Annotated in this window: 15 protein-coding genes; 8 read left to right on the top strand and 7 right to left on the bottom strand. The window is 64.6% G+C overall.

What is annotated here, in order from left to right:
* Positions 1-66: 66 nt before the first annotated feature.
* A complete protein-coding gene (locus tag IAG39_RS18095; protein ID WP_118933660.1) occupies positions 67-483 on the bottom strand; it encodes a cupin domain-containing protein in 417 nt (138 codons plus the stop codon).
* Positions 484-647: 164 nt separating this feature from the next.
* On the opposite strand from IAG39_RS18095, the gene folC reads away from it, so the two are divergent.
* The 4 genes from folC to purF all read left to right on the top strand — a co-directional run bounded on the left by folC (position 648) and on the right by purF (position 4,876).
* On the top strand, positions 648-1,958 hold the full coding sequence (gene folC / locus IAG39_RS18090; RefSeq protein WP_118933661.1) for a bifunctional tetrahydrofolate synthase/dihydrofolate synthase: 1,311 nt from the start codon (positions 648-650) through the stop codon (positions 1,956-1,958).
* A 63-nt stretch (positions 1,959-2,021) separates the two neighbouring features.
* Positions 2,022-2,837 (top strand): SPOR domain-containing protein, encoded by an 816-nt coding sequence (locus IAG39_RS18085; protein ID WP_118933662.1) that lies wholly within the window; start codon positions 2,022-2,024, stop codon positions 2,835-2,837.
* The gene (locus IAG39_RS18080) at positions 2,837-3,325 is read left to right on the top strand and encodes a CvpA family protein (RefSeq protein ID WP_054456710.1); all 489 of its coding nucleotides are present in this window, start codon (positions 2,837-2,839) and stop codon (positions 3,323-3,325) included. Before IAG39_RS18085 ends, IAG39_RS18080 begins: the two co-directional genes overlap by 1 nt.
* Positions 3,326-3,355: 30 nt before the next feature.
* On the top strand, positions 3,356-4,876 hold the full coding sequence (purF, locus tag IAG39_RS18075; RefSeq protein ID WP_118933663.1) for an amidophosphoribosyltransferase: 1,521 nt from the start codon (positions 3,356-3,358) through the stop codon (positions 4,874-4,876).
* A gap of 83 nt (positions 4,877-4,959) precedes the next feature.
* Here purF and IAG39_RS18070 read toward each other — a convergent pair whose 3' ends face one another.
* The 6 genes from IAG39_RS18070 to IAG39_RS18045 all read right to left on the bottom strand — a co-directional run bounded on the left by IAG39_RS18070 (position 4,960) and on the right by IAG39_RS18045 (position 11,132).
* Positions 4,960-5,481 carry a M48 family metallopeptidase gene (locus tag IAG39_RS18070; protein ID WP_118933664.1) on the bottom strand — a complete coding sequence of 174 codons (522 nt, stop codon included), beginning with the start codon at positions 5,479-5,481 and terminating at the stop codon, positions 4,960-4,962.
* Between the two features lie 78 nt (positions 5,482-5,559).
* Positions 5,560-6,045 carry a disulfide bond formation protein B gene (locus tag IAG39_RS18065; protein ID WP_059380356.1) on the bottom strand — a complete coding sequence of 162 codons (486 nt, stop codon included), beginning with the start codon at positions 6,043-6,045 and terminating at the stop codon, positions 5,560-5,562.
* Positions 6,046-6,096: 51 nt separating this feature from the next.
* Positions 6,097-6,810: a MarC family protein gene (locus IAG39_RS18060; RefSeq protein WP_059380355.1), complete on the bottom strand. Its 714-nt coding sequence runs from the start codon at positions 6,808-6,810 to the stop codon at positions 6,097-6,099.
* 75 nt (positions 6,811-6,885) lie between these two features.
* Positions 6,886-9,492, bottom strand: coding sequence for a [protein-PII] uridylyltransferase (locus tag IAG39_RS18055; protein WP_059380354.1), 2,607 nt, complete (start codon positions 9,490-9,492; stop codon positions 6,886-6,888).
* Between the two features lie 18 nt (positions 9,493-9,510).
* Positions 9,511-10,332, bottom strand: a complete 822-nt coding sequence (map, locus tag IAG39_RS18050) for a type I methionyl aminopeptidase (RefSeq protein ID WP_059380353.1) — start codon at positions 10,330-10,332, stop codon at positions 9,511-9,513.
* Between the two features lie 407 nt (positions 10,333-10,739).
* A complete protein-coding gene (locus tag IAG39_RS18045) occupies positions 10,740-11,132 on the bottom strand; it encodes a hypothetical protein (protein WP_124260384.1) in 393 nt (130 codons plus the stop codon).
* A gap of 46 nt (positions 11,133-11,178) precedes the next feature.
* Here IAG39_RS18045 and rpsB point away from each other — a divergent pair, with 46 nt between their 5' ends.
* From rpsB to frr, 4 genes are all read left to right on the top strand, one after another.
* A complete protein-coding gene (gene rpsB / locus IAG39_RS18040) occupies positions 11,179-11,928 on the top strand; it encodes a 30S ribosomal protein S2 (RefSeq protein WP_054456717.1) in 750 nt (249 codons plus the stop codon).
* 178 nt (positions 11,929-12,106) lie between these two features.
* Positions 12,107-12,985, top strand: a complete 879-nt coding sequence (gene tsf, locus IAG39_RS18035; protein ID WP_059380352.1) for a translation elongation factor Ts — start codon at positions 12,107-12,109, stop codon at positions 12,983-12,985.
* A 97-nt stretch (positions 12,986-13,082) separates the two neighbouring features.
* Positions 13,083-13,799 (top strand): UMP kinase, encoded by a 717-nt coding sequence (gene pyrH, locus IAG39_RS18030; RefSeq protein ID WP_013393440.1) that lies wholly within the window; start codon positions 13,083-13,085, stop codon positions 13,797-13,799.
* Positions 13,800-13,814: 15 nt separating this feature from the next.
* Positions 13,815-14,375 (top strand): ribosome recycling factor, encoded by a 561-nt coding sequence (gene frr / locus IAG39_RS18025; protein ID WP_059380351.1) that lies wholly within the window; start codon positions 13,815-13,817, stop codon positions 14,373-14,375.
* Positions 14,376-14,480: the final 105 nt, after the last annotated feature.

Here is a 14,480-nt window from a genome sequence, read left to right as displayed (position 1 = left end):
GTTTGTCTCCTGTGTGCTTCGGGTCCAGGCGCGGTTTCTGCGTCCGCTGCCCGGGGCTGCGCCGCGTCAAGCGGCTGGGGATGGCGCCGGAAAGCCGCGTATCACGCGGTCTGGGGATTCTTCATAAGGGGGCGTGTAGATCACCAACAGGCGGGCGGGCTCGTCGCTGGTGACGGTGAAGACGTGCGGAATGTCCGGAGGGAAGTAGCAGCAGTCGCCGGGTCCCATGTCGGCCCATTCGTCCTGCACCTGGGCGCGCGCCGTGCCGGACAGCAGGTAGCAGACCTGCTCGATGCCGGGGTGGGCGTGCGGCAGGGCGCCCTTGCCCTTGTCGATCACGCCCAGCAGCACTTCCACGCCCCGGGAGCCGACGGTGTCCGGGCCGATCAGGCGCCGGTTCAGGGTGCCGGTGTGATTGGCGGGGTGGTAGCCGGGCACGTCGGCCTCGCGCACCAGCCAGGCGGGGGTCTTGCCTTGCGTCATGGTTGATCCGTTTAAGTTTTCATACGTGAAATTATTTTTATGTATGAGAAAAATAGTGGCAAGCAGTTTTTCGCTGCGGATACCTTGCCGCTCCCTGGGGGATTAGGGAAAACACCGGGCGCGGACTGCTAAAATCGAAGGCTGACCTCACTACCGGCTTTGTCATGTCTTCTGCCCGCACGCCCGACGTTTCCGCCACCCTGTCCGATTGGCTGCAGTACCTGGAATCGATCCACGCCACCGCCATCGACATGGGCCTGGACCGGGTGCGCGAAGTGGCGGGGCGCCTGGGGCTGGAGCTTTCTGGCGTGAAGTTCGTGGTCGGCGGCACCAACGGCAAGGGTTCCACCTGTGCCATGCTGGAGGCAATCCTGCTTGCGGCCGGCTACAAGGTCGGGCTGTATACATCCCCGCACCTGATCAATTTCAACGAACGCGCCCGCATCAACGGCCAGATCGCCACGGACGAGGCCCTGATCGCCCAGTTCCAGGCGGTCGAAGCCGCGCGCGGCGACGTGTCGCTGACCTATTTCGAGTTCACCACGCTGGCGATCCTGCGGCTGTTCTCGCAGTCGAAGCTGGACGCCGTGGTGCTGGAGGTCGGCTTGGGCGGACGGTTGGATGCGGTCAATATCGTCGATGCCGATTGCTCCATCGTCACCAGCGTGGACCTGGACCACACCGACTGGCTGGGCGACACACGCGAGAAGATCGGCTTCGAGAAAGCGCACATCTACCGCAGCGGCCGGCCGGCCATCTGCAGCGATCCGATGCCGCCGCAATCGTTGCTGGACCACGTCCAGGAAATCGGCGCGGACCTGTGGCTGTTCGGGCGCGACTTCAACTATTCCGGCGACCGCCAGCAATGGGCCTACGGCGGCCGCGAGCAGCGGCGCAATTCACTGGCCTATCCGGCGCTGCGCGGCGCCAACCAATTGCTGAACGCCTCGGCCGCGCTGGCCGCGCTGGAATCGGTGCGCGACCGCCTGCCGGTGCCGCAGCAGGCCGTGCGCCTGGGCTTGCTGCAGGCGTCCCTGCCTGGCCGTTTCCAGATCCTGCCGGGCCAGCCCGCGGTGATCCTGGATGTGGCGCACAATCCGCATGCCGCGGCGGTGCTGGCGCAGAACCTGGACAACATGGGCTTCCATCCCTACACCCACGCGGTGTTCGGCATGCTCAACGACAAGGATCTGGCCGGCGTCATCGCCAAGCTCGGCACGCGCATCGACAACTGGTACTGCGCCGGCCTGCCGGGTCCGCGCGGCACCTCTGGAGACGCGCTGGCGGAGCAGGTCGCCGCCGCGTTGCCGCCTGCGCCGGCGGATGGCGAAAAACCAGGCATCTCCGCTTACCCGGATCCCGCCCAGGCCTTTGCGGCAGCGCGCGAACGGGCAGGGGAGAATGATAGAATCGTGGTGTTCGGCTCGTTTCTCACCGTAGCCTCGGTTTTGCAGGCTCTGGGTCGCAAGGCATAGGCAGCAGCGGGTCAGTCGCGTCCAGGCGGCCCGCCGCCATATCGCCGCAAGGAATTCTCCTCCATGGGTTTTTTCAAACGCAAAGATCCTGCCGACCAGGCGCAGTCCTCCAAACGGGCGGCTGTGCCCAGCGAGGTGCAGGCTGCGGAGCTGCGCGGCCGCGCGCGGCGCAGGCTGGCGGGCGCTGTCGCGCTGGTGCTGGCAGCCGTCATCATCCTGCCCATGGTGCTCGATTCGCAGCCCACGCCTGTGGACGACAACATTCCCATCAGGGTGCCGGACCGCAATACGCCGTTCCAGCCGCAAGTGACCGAACCGCAAGTCGCCGCGCCGCAGACGCCCGCGCCGGGCAGCGCCACGCCGACGGATCCTTCGGCCATTCCCACGCCGCCTCCGGTCACCTCCGTGCAGCCGCCGGCAACGACGACGCCTCCGGCCGCTCAGCCCGCGACGCCGCCCGCGACCGCTGCCGTCACGCCGCCCAAGCCCGAGCCCAAGCCGGCCACGCCGCCCAAGCCCGAACCCAAGCCCGCGACGCCGGCCAAGCCCGATAACCGTTCGGATGACGGCGCGCGCGCACTGGCCTTGCTGGAAGGGCGTCCGGCGCCCGCGGCTTCGGCGCCCGCGCCCAAGCCGGCCGCCAAGGGCAATTTCGTGTTGCAGATCGCCGCCTACACCACATCCGAGGACGCCCAGTCGCGGCGCAGCAAGCTGCACCAGGCTGGCGTCACCAACGCATTCGTGGAACAAGCCACCATCAATGGCAAACAGCAGTACCGTCTGCGGGTGGGGCCGTTCCCCTCGCGCGAGGCGGCGCAGGCGGCCCAGGCGCGGTTGCGCACCCTGGGCTATGACAATGGTTTCATCGCCGCCCAATAGTGACCGGCTTCGACTTCGTCGTGCTGGCCATCCTGGTGGTTTCGGGTGTGCTGGGCCTGGTGCGCGGCCTGCTCAAAGAGGTGCTGTCGCTGGTCGCCTATCTGCTGGCCTTCGTGGCCGCGATATGGTGGGGGCCCACGGTCTATGCCTGGCTGGAGCCCTATATTGAAACGACGCTGCTGCGCATGGGAGTTTCGTACGCTGCAGTGTTCATCATCGTGCTGCTCGGCGTGGGCTTGGTCAACATGACGCTTGCCGCCCTGATCCGCAGCACCGGACTGAGTCCCGCCGACCACGGCCTGGGCGGGATGTTCGGGCTGGCCCGTGGCCTGTTGATCGTGCTGGCGCTGGTCGCCGCCGCAGGCTACACGCCGCTGCCGCAGGAGCCGTGGTGGAAGGACGCCATGTTTTCGCATTCGGCCATCGAGGCCATCAAACATATCAAGACGTGGCTGCCGCCGTCCCTGGCGACGTGGCTGCCGTATTGATTAGCTTTAAATCAACCAGGAACTCTCACCATGTGTGGAATCGTAGGGGTCATCGGGCGCGGGCCGGTCAACCAGCTGCTCTATGACAGCTTGCTGCTGTTGCAGCATCGCGGGCAGGACGCCGCGGGCATCGCGACATCGCAAGGCAACCAATTCAATATGTACAAGGCGCACGGCCTGGTGCGCGACGTCTTCCGTACGCGCAACATGCGCGCGCTGCCGGGTACGTCGGGCGTCGGCCAGGTCCGCTATCCCACCGCGGGCTCCAGCGCCAGCGAGGAAGAAGCCCAGCCGTTCTACGTCAACGCGCCGTTCGGCATCATGTTGTCCCACAACGGCAACCTGACCAACTGGCGCGAGCTGCGCGAATCGCTCTACCGCGTCGACCGCCGCCACATCAACACCAACTCCGATTCCGAAGTCCTGCTGAACGTGCTGGCGCACGAGCTGCAATCGGCGGCTAGCGGCGTGTCGCTGGACGACGACGCGATCTTCCGCGCCGTGTCGGCCCTGCACAAGCGCGTGCGCGGCGCCTATGCCGTGGTGGCGCAGATCTCCGGTTACGGCCTGCTGGCCTTCCGCGATCCCAACGGCATTCGTCCGCTGTGCATCGGCCGTCAGGAAACCGAAGAGGGCGTGGAGTGGATGGTCGCGTCGGAATCCGTGGCGCTGGAAGGCAGCGGCTTTGCCTTCGTGCGCGACGTCGAGCCCGGCGAAGCCGTGTTCATCGATCTGGACGGCCGCTTCGTCAGCCGCCAGTGCGCCGACAATCCGCAACTCGTGCCCTGCATTTTCGAATACGTGTATTTCGCGCGTCCGGATTCGCTGATCGACGGCGTGTCGGTATACGACGCCCGCCTGCGCATGGGCGAGTACCTGGCCGACAAGGTGGCGCGCAACATGCGCCTGGGCGATATCGACGTGGTCATGCCGATTCCGGATTCCTCGCGTCCCGCCGCCATGCAGCTGGCCGCGCGGCTGAACCTGGACTATCGCGAAGGCCTGATCAAGAACCGCTACGTTGGCCGCACCTTCATCATGCCGGGCCAGGCCGTGCGCCGTAAGTCCGTGCGCCAGAAGCTCAATGCCATCGGCATGGAGTTCAAGGGCAAGAACGTGTTGCTGGTGGACGACTCCATCGTGCGCGGCACGACCAGCCGCGAGATCGTGGACATGGCCCGCGCCGCCGGCGCCAACAAGGTCTACTTCGCCTCGGCGGCGCCCCCGGTGCGCTTCCCGAACGTCTACGGCATCGACATGCCCACGCAGAGCGAACTCATCGCCACCGGCCGCAACGACGAGGAAATCGCCCGCGCGATCGGCGCCGACTCGCTGGTCTACCAGGACCTGCACGACATGCAGCAGGCGGTCCGGGATATCAATCCCAAGCTGTCGCGCTTCGAGGCGTCCTGCTTCGACGGCCAGTATGTTACGGGCGACATCACCCCCGAGTACTTGGCTCGCCTGGGCCAGTCCCGTGGCGAACCGGGCGAGGAAGGCGGGGCCAGCGGCCTGCAGTTCAACATGGGCTACGCCGCCAGCGACGCCTGACGCGTCTGTCTGGTGGCAAGAAAAATGCCGTCCTTCGGGACGGCATTTTTTATTGCGCGGTACTGAGCGCTTGCCCAGGGATATCAGGCCGCCGCCTTCCACAAGGTTTCGCGTGTCGCCTCCAGGTGCGTCAGATACAGCCGCAAGTCGAACTCGTACTGGTGGTACTGCGGTTCCATGCGCAGGCACAGGTTGTAGAAGGCCTTGTTGTGGTCCTTTTCCTTCAGGTGCGCCAGCTCATGCACCGTGATCATCTTCAGGAACTCTGCCGGCACGGTCTTGAACAGCGTCGCCACCCGGATTTCATGCTTGGCCTTGAGCTTGCCGCCCTGCACGCGCGAGATGTAGGTGTGCTGGCCGAGCGCATGCTGGATCACATGGATCTTGCTGTCGAAGGCGACCTTGTTGATCTGGTCGCCGTTGCGCATATAAGTGTTCTTCAGGTCCGTCACGTACTGATAGAGCGCCCGGTCGGTGCGCACGTCATGAGGGCCGGCGGGATAGCGCGCCAGCAGCGCCGGACCCAGCTTGTCTTGGTCGAGCAGCTTTTGGGCCTGGGCGAGCAGGGATTCCGGGTATCCGGTCAGGTATTTCAGGGTGGACATGATCGAGGCGGGCGTGGTCAGGCAGCCCGGCGTTTGGCTGCCGCCCGCAAGACTGCAGGCGGCATCGGGAAGAGGAGGTTACTGCGACCCGCCGCGCCGGAATACGACCGGCAGCGCCATGAAGAAAATGATGACGAAGAGCGCCAGGCTCCAAAGCGCGTATTCGATGCCCAGCACCGGCACCTTGGCGTCCATGCAGGTGGCATAGATGCCGAACAGCCACGGCACGGCGCTTTCCAGGCCGATGCCCGTCATGAAGCGGTCGGCGAAGGTCTGGTCGCAGGACAGCATGTTGGCCGCTACGCTGTACTGATACCAGGCGGCCGCGATGCCGCCCAGGGACAGCAGCGCGGCGAGTGCGCCGCACAGGCGCGTCAGCGCGCGTCCGCCGCCGAATCCGCCCACCAGCGCGATGACGCCGATCACCAGGTAGATCAGGCGCTGCATGACGCACCAGGCGCAGGGAGGCATGTCGAAGACATGCTGGGAAACCAGGGCGAGGCCGACGGCGCCGAAGCAGAAGAGGGCGATCAGGCGGAGCAGGCGTTCTGAGCGAGAGGTCATTGTTGCTTTGCAAGGGTTGGAAAAGGGGGCGGACTCGGCCCCGAGCCAGGCTTAGGCCTTGGGAATCGGAATTGGTTGCATCACTTGCTGCAACACGCCCAGCAGTAGTTCGCGCGAACCTTCCCAGAAGATCTGCACGCCCAGGCACAGCATGATGAAGGCCGACAGGCGCATGAACACGGCGGTGCCATTGTCGCCCAGGCGGTGCAGCATCTGCGCCGCAAAGCGCAGGCAGATGTAGAGCGTGACCGACACGACGATGATGCCCGGAATCGATCCGCCCAGCCGCAGCAGGCTCAGCACGTGGTTCTGGTCGCGCAGCGACACCCCCACGGTGATGGCCGCGGCGATGGATCCGGGGCCGCAGCTGATGGGGAAGGTCAGGGGATAGAACGCGCGGGCCTTGGCCATTTCCGGAGTGAAGGACTCGGCCATGCGCGCCACGCGTTCGGTGTCGGCGTCGGGTGAATTCACCAGCCGCCAGGCGCTGGCGATCACGAGCATGCCGCCGCCGACACGCACGATGGACAGCGAAATGCCGAAGAAGCTGAGCAGCACGTTGCCCGCGACCATGGCGACGATCAGCATCAGGCAGACATTGATGGCCACGCGCTTGGCCAGCACCATCCGGGTGGACGACGACGCGCCCTCGGTCAGCGACAGGAAGATCGGCGCGATCGCGGGCGGGTTGAGGAACGGCAACAGGGTAGCCAGCGCGAAAAAGAAGCTGGTACCGAAAACGCGCAGATAATCGTTTAGCTCCATGGGGAGGGCATCGCCTGGCCGAAAACCGGGATTGTATGCGGTCCCGGCGGCGCTGGCGATGCCGGGCGCCCGCGGTCAGGCGGCGCGCTGCTGGGCTTCCTCGCCCGCCAGGGCGTCCAGGACGTCGCGCTCGAACTGCATCTGGCTGCGCGGGCGCGTCAGCGCGGTGCCGTCGACGATGAAGACGTCTTCGACCCGGTCGCCCAGCGTCATGATCTTGGCCATCAGCAGGTTCACCTCGTGGCTGGCAAAGACGCGGGCCAGGGCGTGCAGCAGGCCGGGCCGGTCGGTGGCAGTCACGGACAGGCGCCAGGAGGTGCTGCGCTCGTCGGGCTGCAGTTCGGCCTGCGGCATGACCGGGAACACCCGTGACACGCGGGACTGGCGGCCGCGGCTGTAGTAGCCGCCGCGAGCGGGCTGCTGCAAGGCGGCGGCGTGCGGGTCCTTGAGGCGTTCGGCCAGTTCGTGTTCGACCAGGGTGGCCTGGGCGCGCAGGTCGCTGGCGCCTTCCGGCAGCAGCACGATGAAGCTGTCCAGCGCCCAGCCGTGGCGCGTGGTGTGGATGCGGGCATCCTGAATGGAAAGCGACTTGGCGTCGAAATAGCCGCAGATCGCCACGAACAGGTCGGGGGCATCGCGGGTGTACACCATGATCTGCAGGCCTTCGCCGTGTTCGGTCGGGCGGGCCTTGACCACCGCCTGCGCCGGCGCGACCTGGTGGTATAGGTGGCGGGTGTGCCAGGCGATGTCCGAGGCGTCGTGGCGCAGGAAGTACGCCACGTCGAGCTGGTTCCAGAAGGCCTCGCGGGCGTCGTCGCGCAGGCCCGCCAGGCGGGTCAGGCGGGCGGCTTCTTCCTTGCGTTCGGTCAGGACAGTGTGGGCGTCTGCATGGGCGCCGCCCAGGGCGGCCAGCGTCAGCTTGTACAGATCTTCCAGCAGCTTGCCCTTCCAGGCGTTCCAGACCTTGGGGCTGGTGCCGCGGATATCGGCCACCGTCAGCAGATACAGCGCTGTCAGATGGCGCTCGTCCTTCACGGTGGCGGCGAAGTCCTGCACCACGGTCGGATCGGACAGGTCGCGCTTTTGCGCCACGGCCGACATCAGCAGATGCTGGCGGACCAGGAACTCGACCAGCTTGGCGTCCTCGGGCTCCATGCCGTGGTCTTGGGCAAACTTGCGCACTTCGCGCGCGCCCAGCTCGGAGTGGTCGCCGCCGCGGCCCTTGGCGATGTCGTGGAACAGCGCGGCCACGTACAGCAGCCAGTGCCGGTCCAGGCCGGCGATCAGCTGGCTGGCCAGCGGATATTCCTGGGCGTGCTCCGGCATGGTGAAGCGGCGCAGGTTGCGCACCACCGCCAGCGTGTGCTGGTCCACCGTGTAGGCGTGGAACAGGTCATGCTGCATCTGGCCGACGATGCGGCGGAATACCGGCAGATAGCGCGGCAGGATGTTCAGCATGGTCATGCGCCGCAGCTCGTGCACGATGCCGCGCGGCTGCTGCAGGATTTGCAGGAACAGCTTGCGGTTGACCGGGTTGCGGCGGAACTGCGCGTCGATGCGGTGGCGCGAATGCCAGATGGCGCGCAGCGTGCGCGCCGACATGCCGGTCAGTTCCGGGTGCTGCTGCATCACCAGGAAGGCGCGCAGCAGCAGGGTGGGATTGCGCTCGAAACCGTCGTCGCGAATGATGTCCAGGCGGTCCCGCAGATTGCGGAAGTCGTCGTCGATGTCGCGCGCGTCGCTATCCGGGCGCGGGAACAGCCGTTCCTCGATGTTCTGCACCAGGATGCCGTTGAGCTGCGTCACCAGACGCGCCGCCCAATAGTAGCGCTGCATCAGCAGCTCGCTGCCGCGGCGGGTGGCGGTGGCGTGGATGCCGTAGACCTCGGCCAGGGCGGGCTGCAGGTCGAACAGCACGCGGTCTTCGCGCCGGTTCGCCAGCAGGTGCAATTCGATGCGCAGGCGCTTGAAGGCTTGTTCGGCCTTGCGCAGGTCGCGCGCCTCGGACGAAGTAAGCAGGCCTGCCTGCGCCACGGAGCGCCAGCTGTTGCCAAAGCCGGCCGCCCGGGCCATCCACAGGATGACCTGCAGGTCGCGCAGTCCGCCCGGCGACTCCTTGCAGTTCGGCTCCAGCGCATAGGGAGTGTCTTGGTAGCGCGCGTGGCGCTGCTGCATTTCGACGCGTTTGGCGCGAAAAAAAGCGCGCGGGTCCAGGCGGGACTTGGTCGCGGCTTCGAAGGCCTTCATCAGCGTGCGGCTGCCGGCCAGCCAGCGGGATTCCAGCAGAGCCGTTTCCACGGTGATATCGGCATCCGCCTCGCGTTCGCAGTCCTCGATGGTACGTACGCTATGGCCGGGCTCCAGGCCCAGGTCCCACAGCGAGGCCACCAGCTTTTCGATGGCCGACTCGTCCTCGGGCGTGGGTGCGTGCGGCAGCAGGATCAGCAGGTCCACGTCGGAGTGCGGGTAAAGCTCGCCCCGGCCATAGCCGCCCACGGCCGCCAGCGTGGCGCCGGCGGGCAGCGGGCAATGCTTGATCAGGTCGCGCAGCGCGGCGTCGACGATGCGGCGCAGCTCGGACAGCAGGGTGTCCGGCCGCAGGTGCGTGCGGAATTGCGCCACCGCGGTCCGCCGGGCTTCCTGGATGCGTTCGCGCAGGGCGCTGAGTATGGCGGCGGTCATGGTGGCTAAGCTTGTGTATCAGACGGCTGGGATGACCAGGGGTTCGGTGACGAAGGCGGGCGGCTTGGGCATTCCTGGCGACAGGGTCAATACTTCGTAGCCGGTCTCGGTGACACAGACAGCATGCTCCCATTGGGCCGACAGGCTGTGGTCGCGGGTGACGACCGTCCAGCCATCGGACAGCTGGCGGATCTCGCGGCGTCCGGCATTGATCATGGGTTCGATGGTGAACAGCATGCCCGTCGTCAGCTTCACGCCCGTACCCGGCTTGCCATAGTGCAGCACCTGCGGGTCTTCGTGGAAGCGCTGGCCGATGCCGTGGCCGCAGAACTCGCGCACCACTGAAAAGCCGTTGGCCTCGGCGTGCTTCTGGATCGCGTTGCCGATGTCGCCCAACGTGGCCCCGTTTTTCACCTGCTGGATGCCCTTCCACATGCATTCGAAGGTGATCTCGGTCAGGCGGCGCGACAATATGGACTGTTCGCCTACCGCGTACATGCGGCTGGTGTCACCGAACCAGCCATCCTTGATGATGGTGACGTCGATATTCAGCGAGTCGCCGTTTTTCAGCACCTTATCGCCCGGGATGCCATGGCAGACTTGGTGGTTGACCGAGGTGCAGATGGCGCCGGGGAAGGGCGGATAGCCCGGGGGCGCATAGCCCACCGTGGCGGATTTCACGCCCAGTTCATCGGTCAGGTACTCCAGGCAGAGGCGGTCCAGCTCCCCGGTGGTGACCCCAGGCTTGACGTAAGGCGTGATGAAATCGAGGACTTTGGCCGCATCCTGGCAGGCGGCGCGCATCTTGGCCAGGTCGGCTTGATTGGTGATAGTGCCCATGGAATAGCTTGGCGATGTCTCGCTTGAATGTCTGCTTGAAAGAATAGTAGAATTATAGGCTTCCCTAAAATTTTGGGGAGCAATCGGGTTACGGCAAAGGCTGAACCCGGCGGGTGCAGGCAGCGGAACCGATGCCTCGCAAACCCGGCAGTTGTTCTGGCAGCGGGTCCTTTCATAGTGATCGGCGGCGCGCCCTGAAGTTTCACCGCAAGCGAAGGTTGTGGAGCGAAATCGGGCAGGCCGTTGATTCCGTGGGTGGATACGCGAACAGGAAACCAGTCGGGCGGGCGGGGACAGCGGCAAATCCGGAGCAGGCGCCAGGCTGGGGACGCGGCGTGCTTGTAAGCCCGGTCATGTTTTAGAGCGGCGATGCAGGCTCAGGGTTTGGACTCGGTGTGGATGTCGGCTTAAGTTCTTGAAAACGTTCGCGTTTTCTTAAGAGATGCCCCGATGGTCTGATGCGCGGTCGAACTGAAGTCTGGGTGTAAAAACCCTTGCTTGAACGCGAAGAGCTGGATTTTCCAGAGCTGGATTTCGCCGCCAACAAAACAGGTCCGGGTGCGCTTTCGGGAAACCGCCGGAAACTTCCAGGAAATTCCTGGTGGGTCTGGAAAAGCGCCTGCAAGCAAGCGGTGCAAGGCTCTTGGTCGTGGCGGCCGTCTGGGTTTATCGCGGCAGCGTAGTAGAAGGCGCCCCAGGGCGTCGTAGTTATTGCGGCAGTGATCGGTCGGCCCGGTTAAAATTTTGTCATCCCGCATTTGCGGGAAATCGCGCGCAACACCACCCAGGGTGTCAGTCAAAGGCTGATGCAGGTGCGGCGCAAGAAATCAACCCTTGGAGAAAGTTATGTCTTTGATGCGCGAAATGCTGGAAGCGGGTGTCCACTTTGGTCACCAGACCCGCTACTGGAACCCCAAGATGGCCCCCTTCATCTTCGGCCATCGCAACAAGATTCACATCATCAACCTGGAAAAGACGGTTGATAAGTACCAGGAAGCCACCAAGTTCGTGAAGCAGCTGGCTGCTCGCGGCGGCAACATCCTGTTCGTCGGCACCAAGCGCGCTGCCCGCGAGCTGGTCGCCGCTGAAGCCTCCCGTTGCGGCATGCCCTTCGTCGACGCCCGCTGGCTCGGCGGCATGCTGACCAACTTCAAGACGGTCAAGACCTCGGTCAAGCGCCTGAAGGACATGGAAGCCGTTGTCGCCGAAGGCGGCGCCGAGCGCATGATCAAGAAGGAAGGCCTGCTGTTCCAGCGTGAACTGGAAAAGCTGAACAAGTCGATCGGCGGCATCAAGGACATGAACGGTCTGCCTGACGCCATTTTCGTGATCGACGTCGGCTACCACAAGATCGCCATCGCCGAAGCCAAGACCCTGGGTATCCCCGTGGTCGCCGTGGTTGACACCAACCACTCGCCCGAAGGCATCGACTACGTCATCCCCGGCAACGACGACTCGGCCAAGGCCATCGCGCTGTACGCCAAGGGCATCGCCGACGCCGTGCTGGAAGGCCGCGAACAGAACCTGAACGGTCTGGTCGAAGAACTGGGCGAAGGCCAGGAAGAGTTCGTCGAAGTGCAGGACAACCAGGCCTAAGCCTGTTGTCATGTCCGGCGGTTAGCGTCTGGGAGCGGTGCCGAAATCGGTCCGCTCCCGCCTCGCCGGCAATGCGAAGGTGGGCTCCCATCTTCCTGATCCGCTAGTCGCGGATGTCCCATCGAATCAAACCACTGTCCCGGTGCGCCGGGGCATGTTCTAGCAAATTGGAGCAAACATGGCTGAAATTACCGCTGCCCTGGTCAAGGAACTGCGCGAAAAGACCGACGCGCCCATGATGGAGTGCAAGAAGGCCTTGACGGAAGCCGAGGGCGACCTGGCCCGCGCCGAGGAAATCCTGCGCGTCAAGCTGGGCAACAAGGCCAGCAAGGCTGCCGCTCGCGTCACCGCTGAAGGCCTGATCGGTCTGTTCATCTCCGCCGACGCCAAGAAGGGCGCCGTCATCGAAATCAACTGCGAAACCGACTTCGTCGCCAAGAACGACGACTTCGTCGGCTTCGTGAACAAGCTGGCCGAACTGGTCGCCACGCAGAACCCCGCCACGGTGGAAGCCCTGTCGGCGCTGCCCTACGGCGACGGCACGGTTGAAAGCACCCGCACCGCCCTGATCGGCAAGATCGGCGAAAACATCTCGATCCGCCGCTTCGAGCGCATCGAGACCCCGAACGCGCTGGCCAGCTACGTGCACGGCGGCAAGATCGGCGTGCTGGTCGAATACACCGGCGCGGAAGAAGTGGGCAAGGACCTGGCGATGCACATCGCCGCCACCAAGCCCAAGGCTCTGAACGCCGACGGCGTGAACCCCGCCGACATCGCCGCCGAACGCTCGGTCGCCGAACAGAAGGCCGCCGAATCGGGCAAGCCGGCTGACATCGTCGCCAAGATGGTCGAAGGCTCGGTCGCGAAGTTCCTGAAGGAAGTCACCCTGCTGTCGCAGCCGTTCGTCAAGAGCGACAAGCACAGCGTTGAGCAGATGCTCAAGGAAAAGGGCGCTTCGATCAGCAAGTTCGTGCTGTTCGTTGTCGGCGAAGGTATCGAGAAGAAGACCAGCGATTTCGCCGCTGAGGTCGCCGCTGCCGCCGCCGGCCGCGCCTGACCCAGGGTAGTGCTTAAGGGCCGGCGCTAGATTAAATTCTAGTCCGGCCTATTTCTTGTCTTACACTTTCGTCGGATTGTTCTTCGGGATATCACCTATGAGCAGCAGAGCATACAAACGGGTTCTTCTCAAACTTTCCGGCGAGGCGCTGATGGGCGACGATGCATTCGGCATCAACCGCTCCACCATCGTCCGCATGACCGATGAGGTCGCTGAAGTCGCCGCCACGGGCGTCGAGCTGGCCATCGTCATCGGCGGGGGCAATATTTTCCGTGGCGTCGCCCCGGGCGCGCAGGGCATGGACCGCGCGACCGCCGACTACATGGGCATGATGGCCACCATCATGAACGCGCTTGCGCTGCAAGACGCGCTCAAGCACAAGGGTGTCGACACCCGCGTGCAATCGGCCTTGAATATCGATCAGGTCGTCGAACCGTACATCCGCCCGAAGGCGCTGCGCTACCTCGAAGAGGGCAAGGTCGTCATCTTCGCGGCAGGTACCGGCAATCCCTTCTTCACCACGGACACGGCTGCTGCGTTGCGCGGCGCCGAGATCGGGGCGGAGATCGTGCTGAAGGCCACCAAGGTCGACGGCATCTACAGCGCGGATCCCAACAAGGATCCCACCGCCACGCGTTACTCGCGCATCAGCTTCGACGAAGCGATCGTCCGCCGGCTGGAAGTCATGGATGCCACCGCCTTCGCGCTGTGCCGTGACCAGAAGCTGCCGATCAAAGTGTTTTCGATCAATAAGTCCGGTGCCCTCAAGCGGGTCGTCAGCGGCGAAGACGAAGGCACCTTGGTACACGTCTAAAGAAAAGGAAATTCCATGAGCGTCGCAGAAATCCGCAAATCCGCCGAAGCCAGGATGGCCAAGTCGCTTGACACGCTCAAGACCAACCTGGCCAAGATCCGTACGGGCCGCGCCCACACCGGCATCCTGGACCACGTGCAGGTCGAGTACTACGGCTCGCCCGTGCCGATCAGCCAGGTTGGCAACGTGAACCTCGTGGACGCCCGCACCATCAGCGTGCAGCCCTACGAGAAGAGCATGGCCTCCGCGATCGAAAAGGCGATCCGCGAATCGGACCTGGGTCTGAACCCCATGTCGATGGGCGACACGATCCGCGTGCCGATGCCTGCGCTGACCGAAGAGCGCCGCCGCGACCTGACCAAGGTGGTCCGCAGCGAAGGCGAGGACGCCAAGGTGGCCGTGCGCAACCTGCGCCGCGAAGCCAACGAAGCGCTGAAGAAGCTGGTCAAGGACAAGGAAATCTCCGAGGACGACGAACGCCGTTCGCAGGACGACGTCCAGAAGCTGACCGACCGCAGCGTGGCTGACATCGACAAGATGGTCACGCAGAAAGAAGCGGAAATCATGACCGTATAATTCCTGGATGCCGTCAGGGTGACAGGCTAGCCCCTATCTCCCTGGCGACCGGGATATCCTGCCTGAGCGCCGTCCTGTCCATTGATTCGCAGCCTTGCTGCCTAG

It is taken from the genome of Achromobacter xylosoxidans (genome assembly GCF_014490035.1).
GTDB lineage: Bacteria > Pseudomonadota > Gammaproteobacteria > Burkholderiales > Burkholderiaceae_B > Achromobacter > Achromobacter bronchisepticus_A.
This window is presented reverse-complemented; position numbering and strand designations above follow the sequence as displayed.

What these genes read in the sequence shown, in the direction of transcription:
- folC (WP_118933661.1), top strand. Translation starts at nt 648, where the DNA reads ATGTCTTCTGCCCGCACGCCCGACGTTTCCGCCACCCTGTCCGATTGG.
- IAG39_RS18085 (WP_118933662.1), top strand. Translation starts at nt 2,022, where the DNA reads ATGGGTTTTTTCAAACGCAAAGATCCTGCCGACCAGGCGCAGTCCTCC.
- purF (WP_118933663.1), top strand. Translation starts at nt 3,356, where the DNA reads ATGTGTGGAATCGTAGGGGTCATCGGGCGCGGGCCGGTCAACCAGCTG.
- frr (WP_059380351.1), top strand. Translation starts at nt 13,815, where the DNA reads ATGAGCGTCGCAGAAATCCGCAAATCCGCCGAAGCCAGGATGGCCAAG.
- IAG39_RS18070 (WP_118933664.1), bottom strand. Translation starts at nt 5,481, where the DNA reads ATGTCCACCCTGAAATACCTGACCGGATACCCGGAATCCCTGCTCGCC.
- pyrH (WP_013393440.1), top strand. Translation starts at nt 13,083, where the DNA reads ATGAGCAGCAGAGCATACAAACGGGTTCTTCTCAAACTTTCCGGCGAG.
- IAG39_RS18055 (WP_059380354.1), bottom strand. Translation starts at nt 9,492, where the DNA reads ATGACCGCCGCCATACTCAGCGCCCTGCGCGAACGCATCCAGGAAGCC.
- rpsB (WP_054456717.1), top strand. Translation starts at nt 11,179, where the DNA reads ATGTCTTTGATGCGCGAAATGCTGGAAGCGGGTGTCCACTTTGGTCAC.
- IAG39_RS18065 (WP_059380356.1), bottom strand. Translation starts at nt 6,045, where the DNA reads ATGACCTCTCGCTCAGAACGCCTGCTCCGCCTGATCGCCCTCTTCTGC.
- IAG39_RS18060 (WP_059380355.1), bottom strand. Translation starts at nt 6,810, where the DNA reads ATGGAGCTAAACGATTATCTGCGCGTTTTCGGTACCAGCTTCTTTTTC.
- map (WP_059380353.1), bottom strand. Translation starts at nt 10,332, where the DNA reads ATGGGCACTATCACCAATCAAGCCGACCTGGCCAAGATGCGCGCCGCC.
- IAG39_RS18095 (WP_118933660.1), bottom strand. Translation starts at nt 483, where the DNA reads ATGACGCAAGGCAAGACCCCCGCCTGGCTGGTGCGCGAGGCCGACGTG.
- tsf (WP_059380352.1), top strand. Translation starts at nt 12,107, where the DNA reads ATGGCTGAAATTACCGCTGCCCTGGTCAAGGAACTGCGCGAAAAGACC.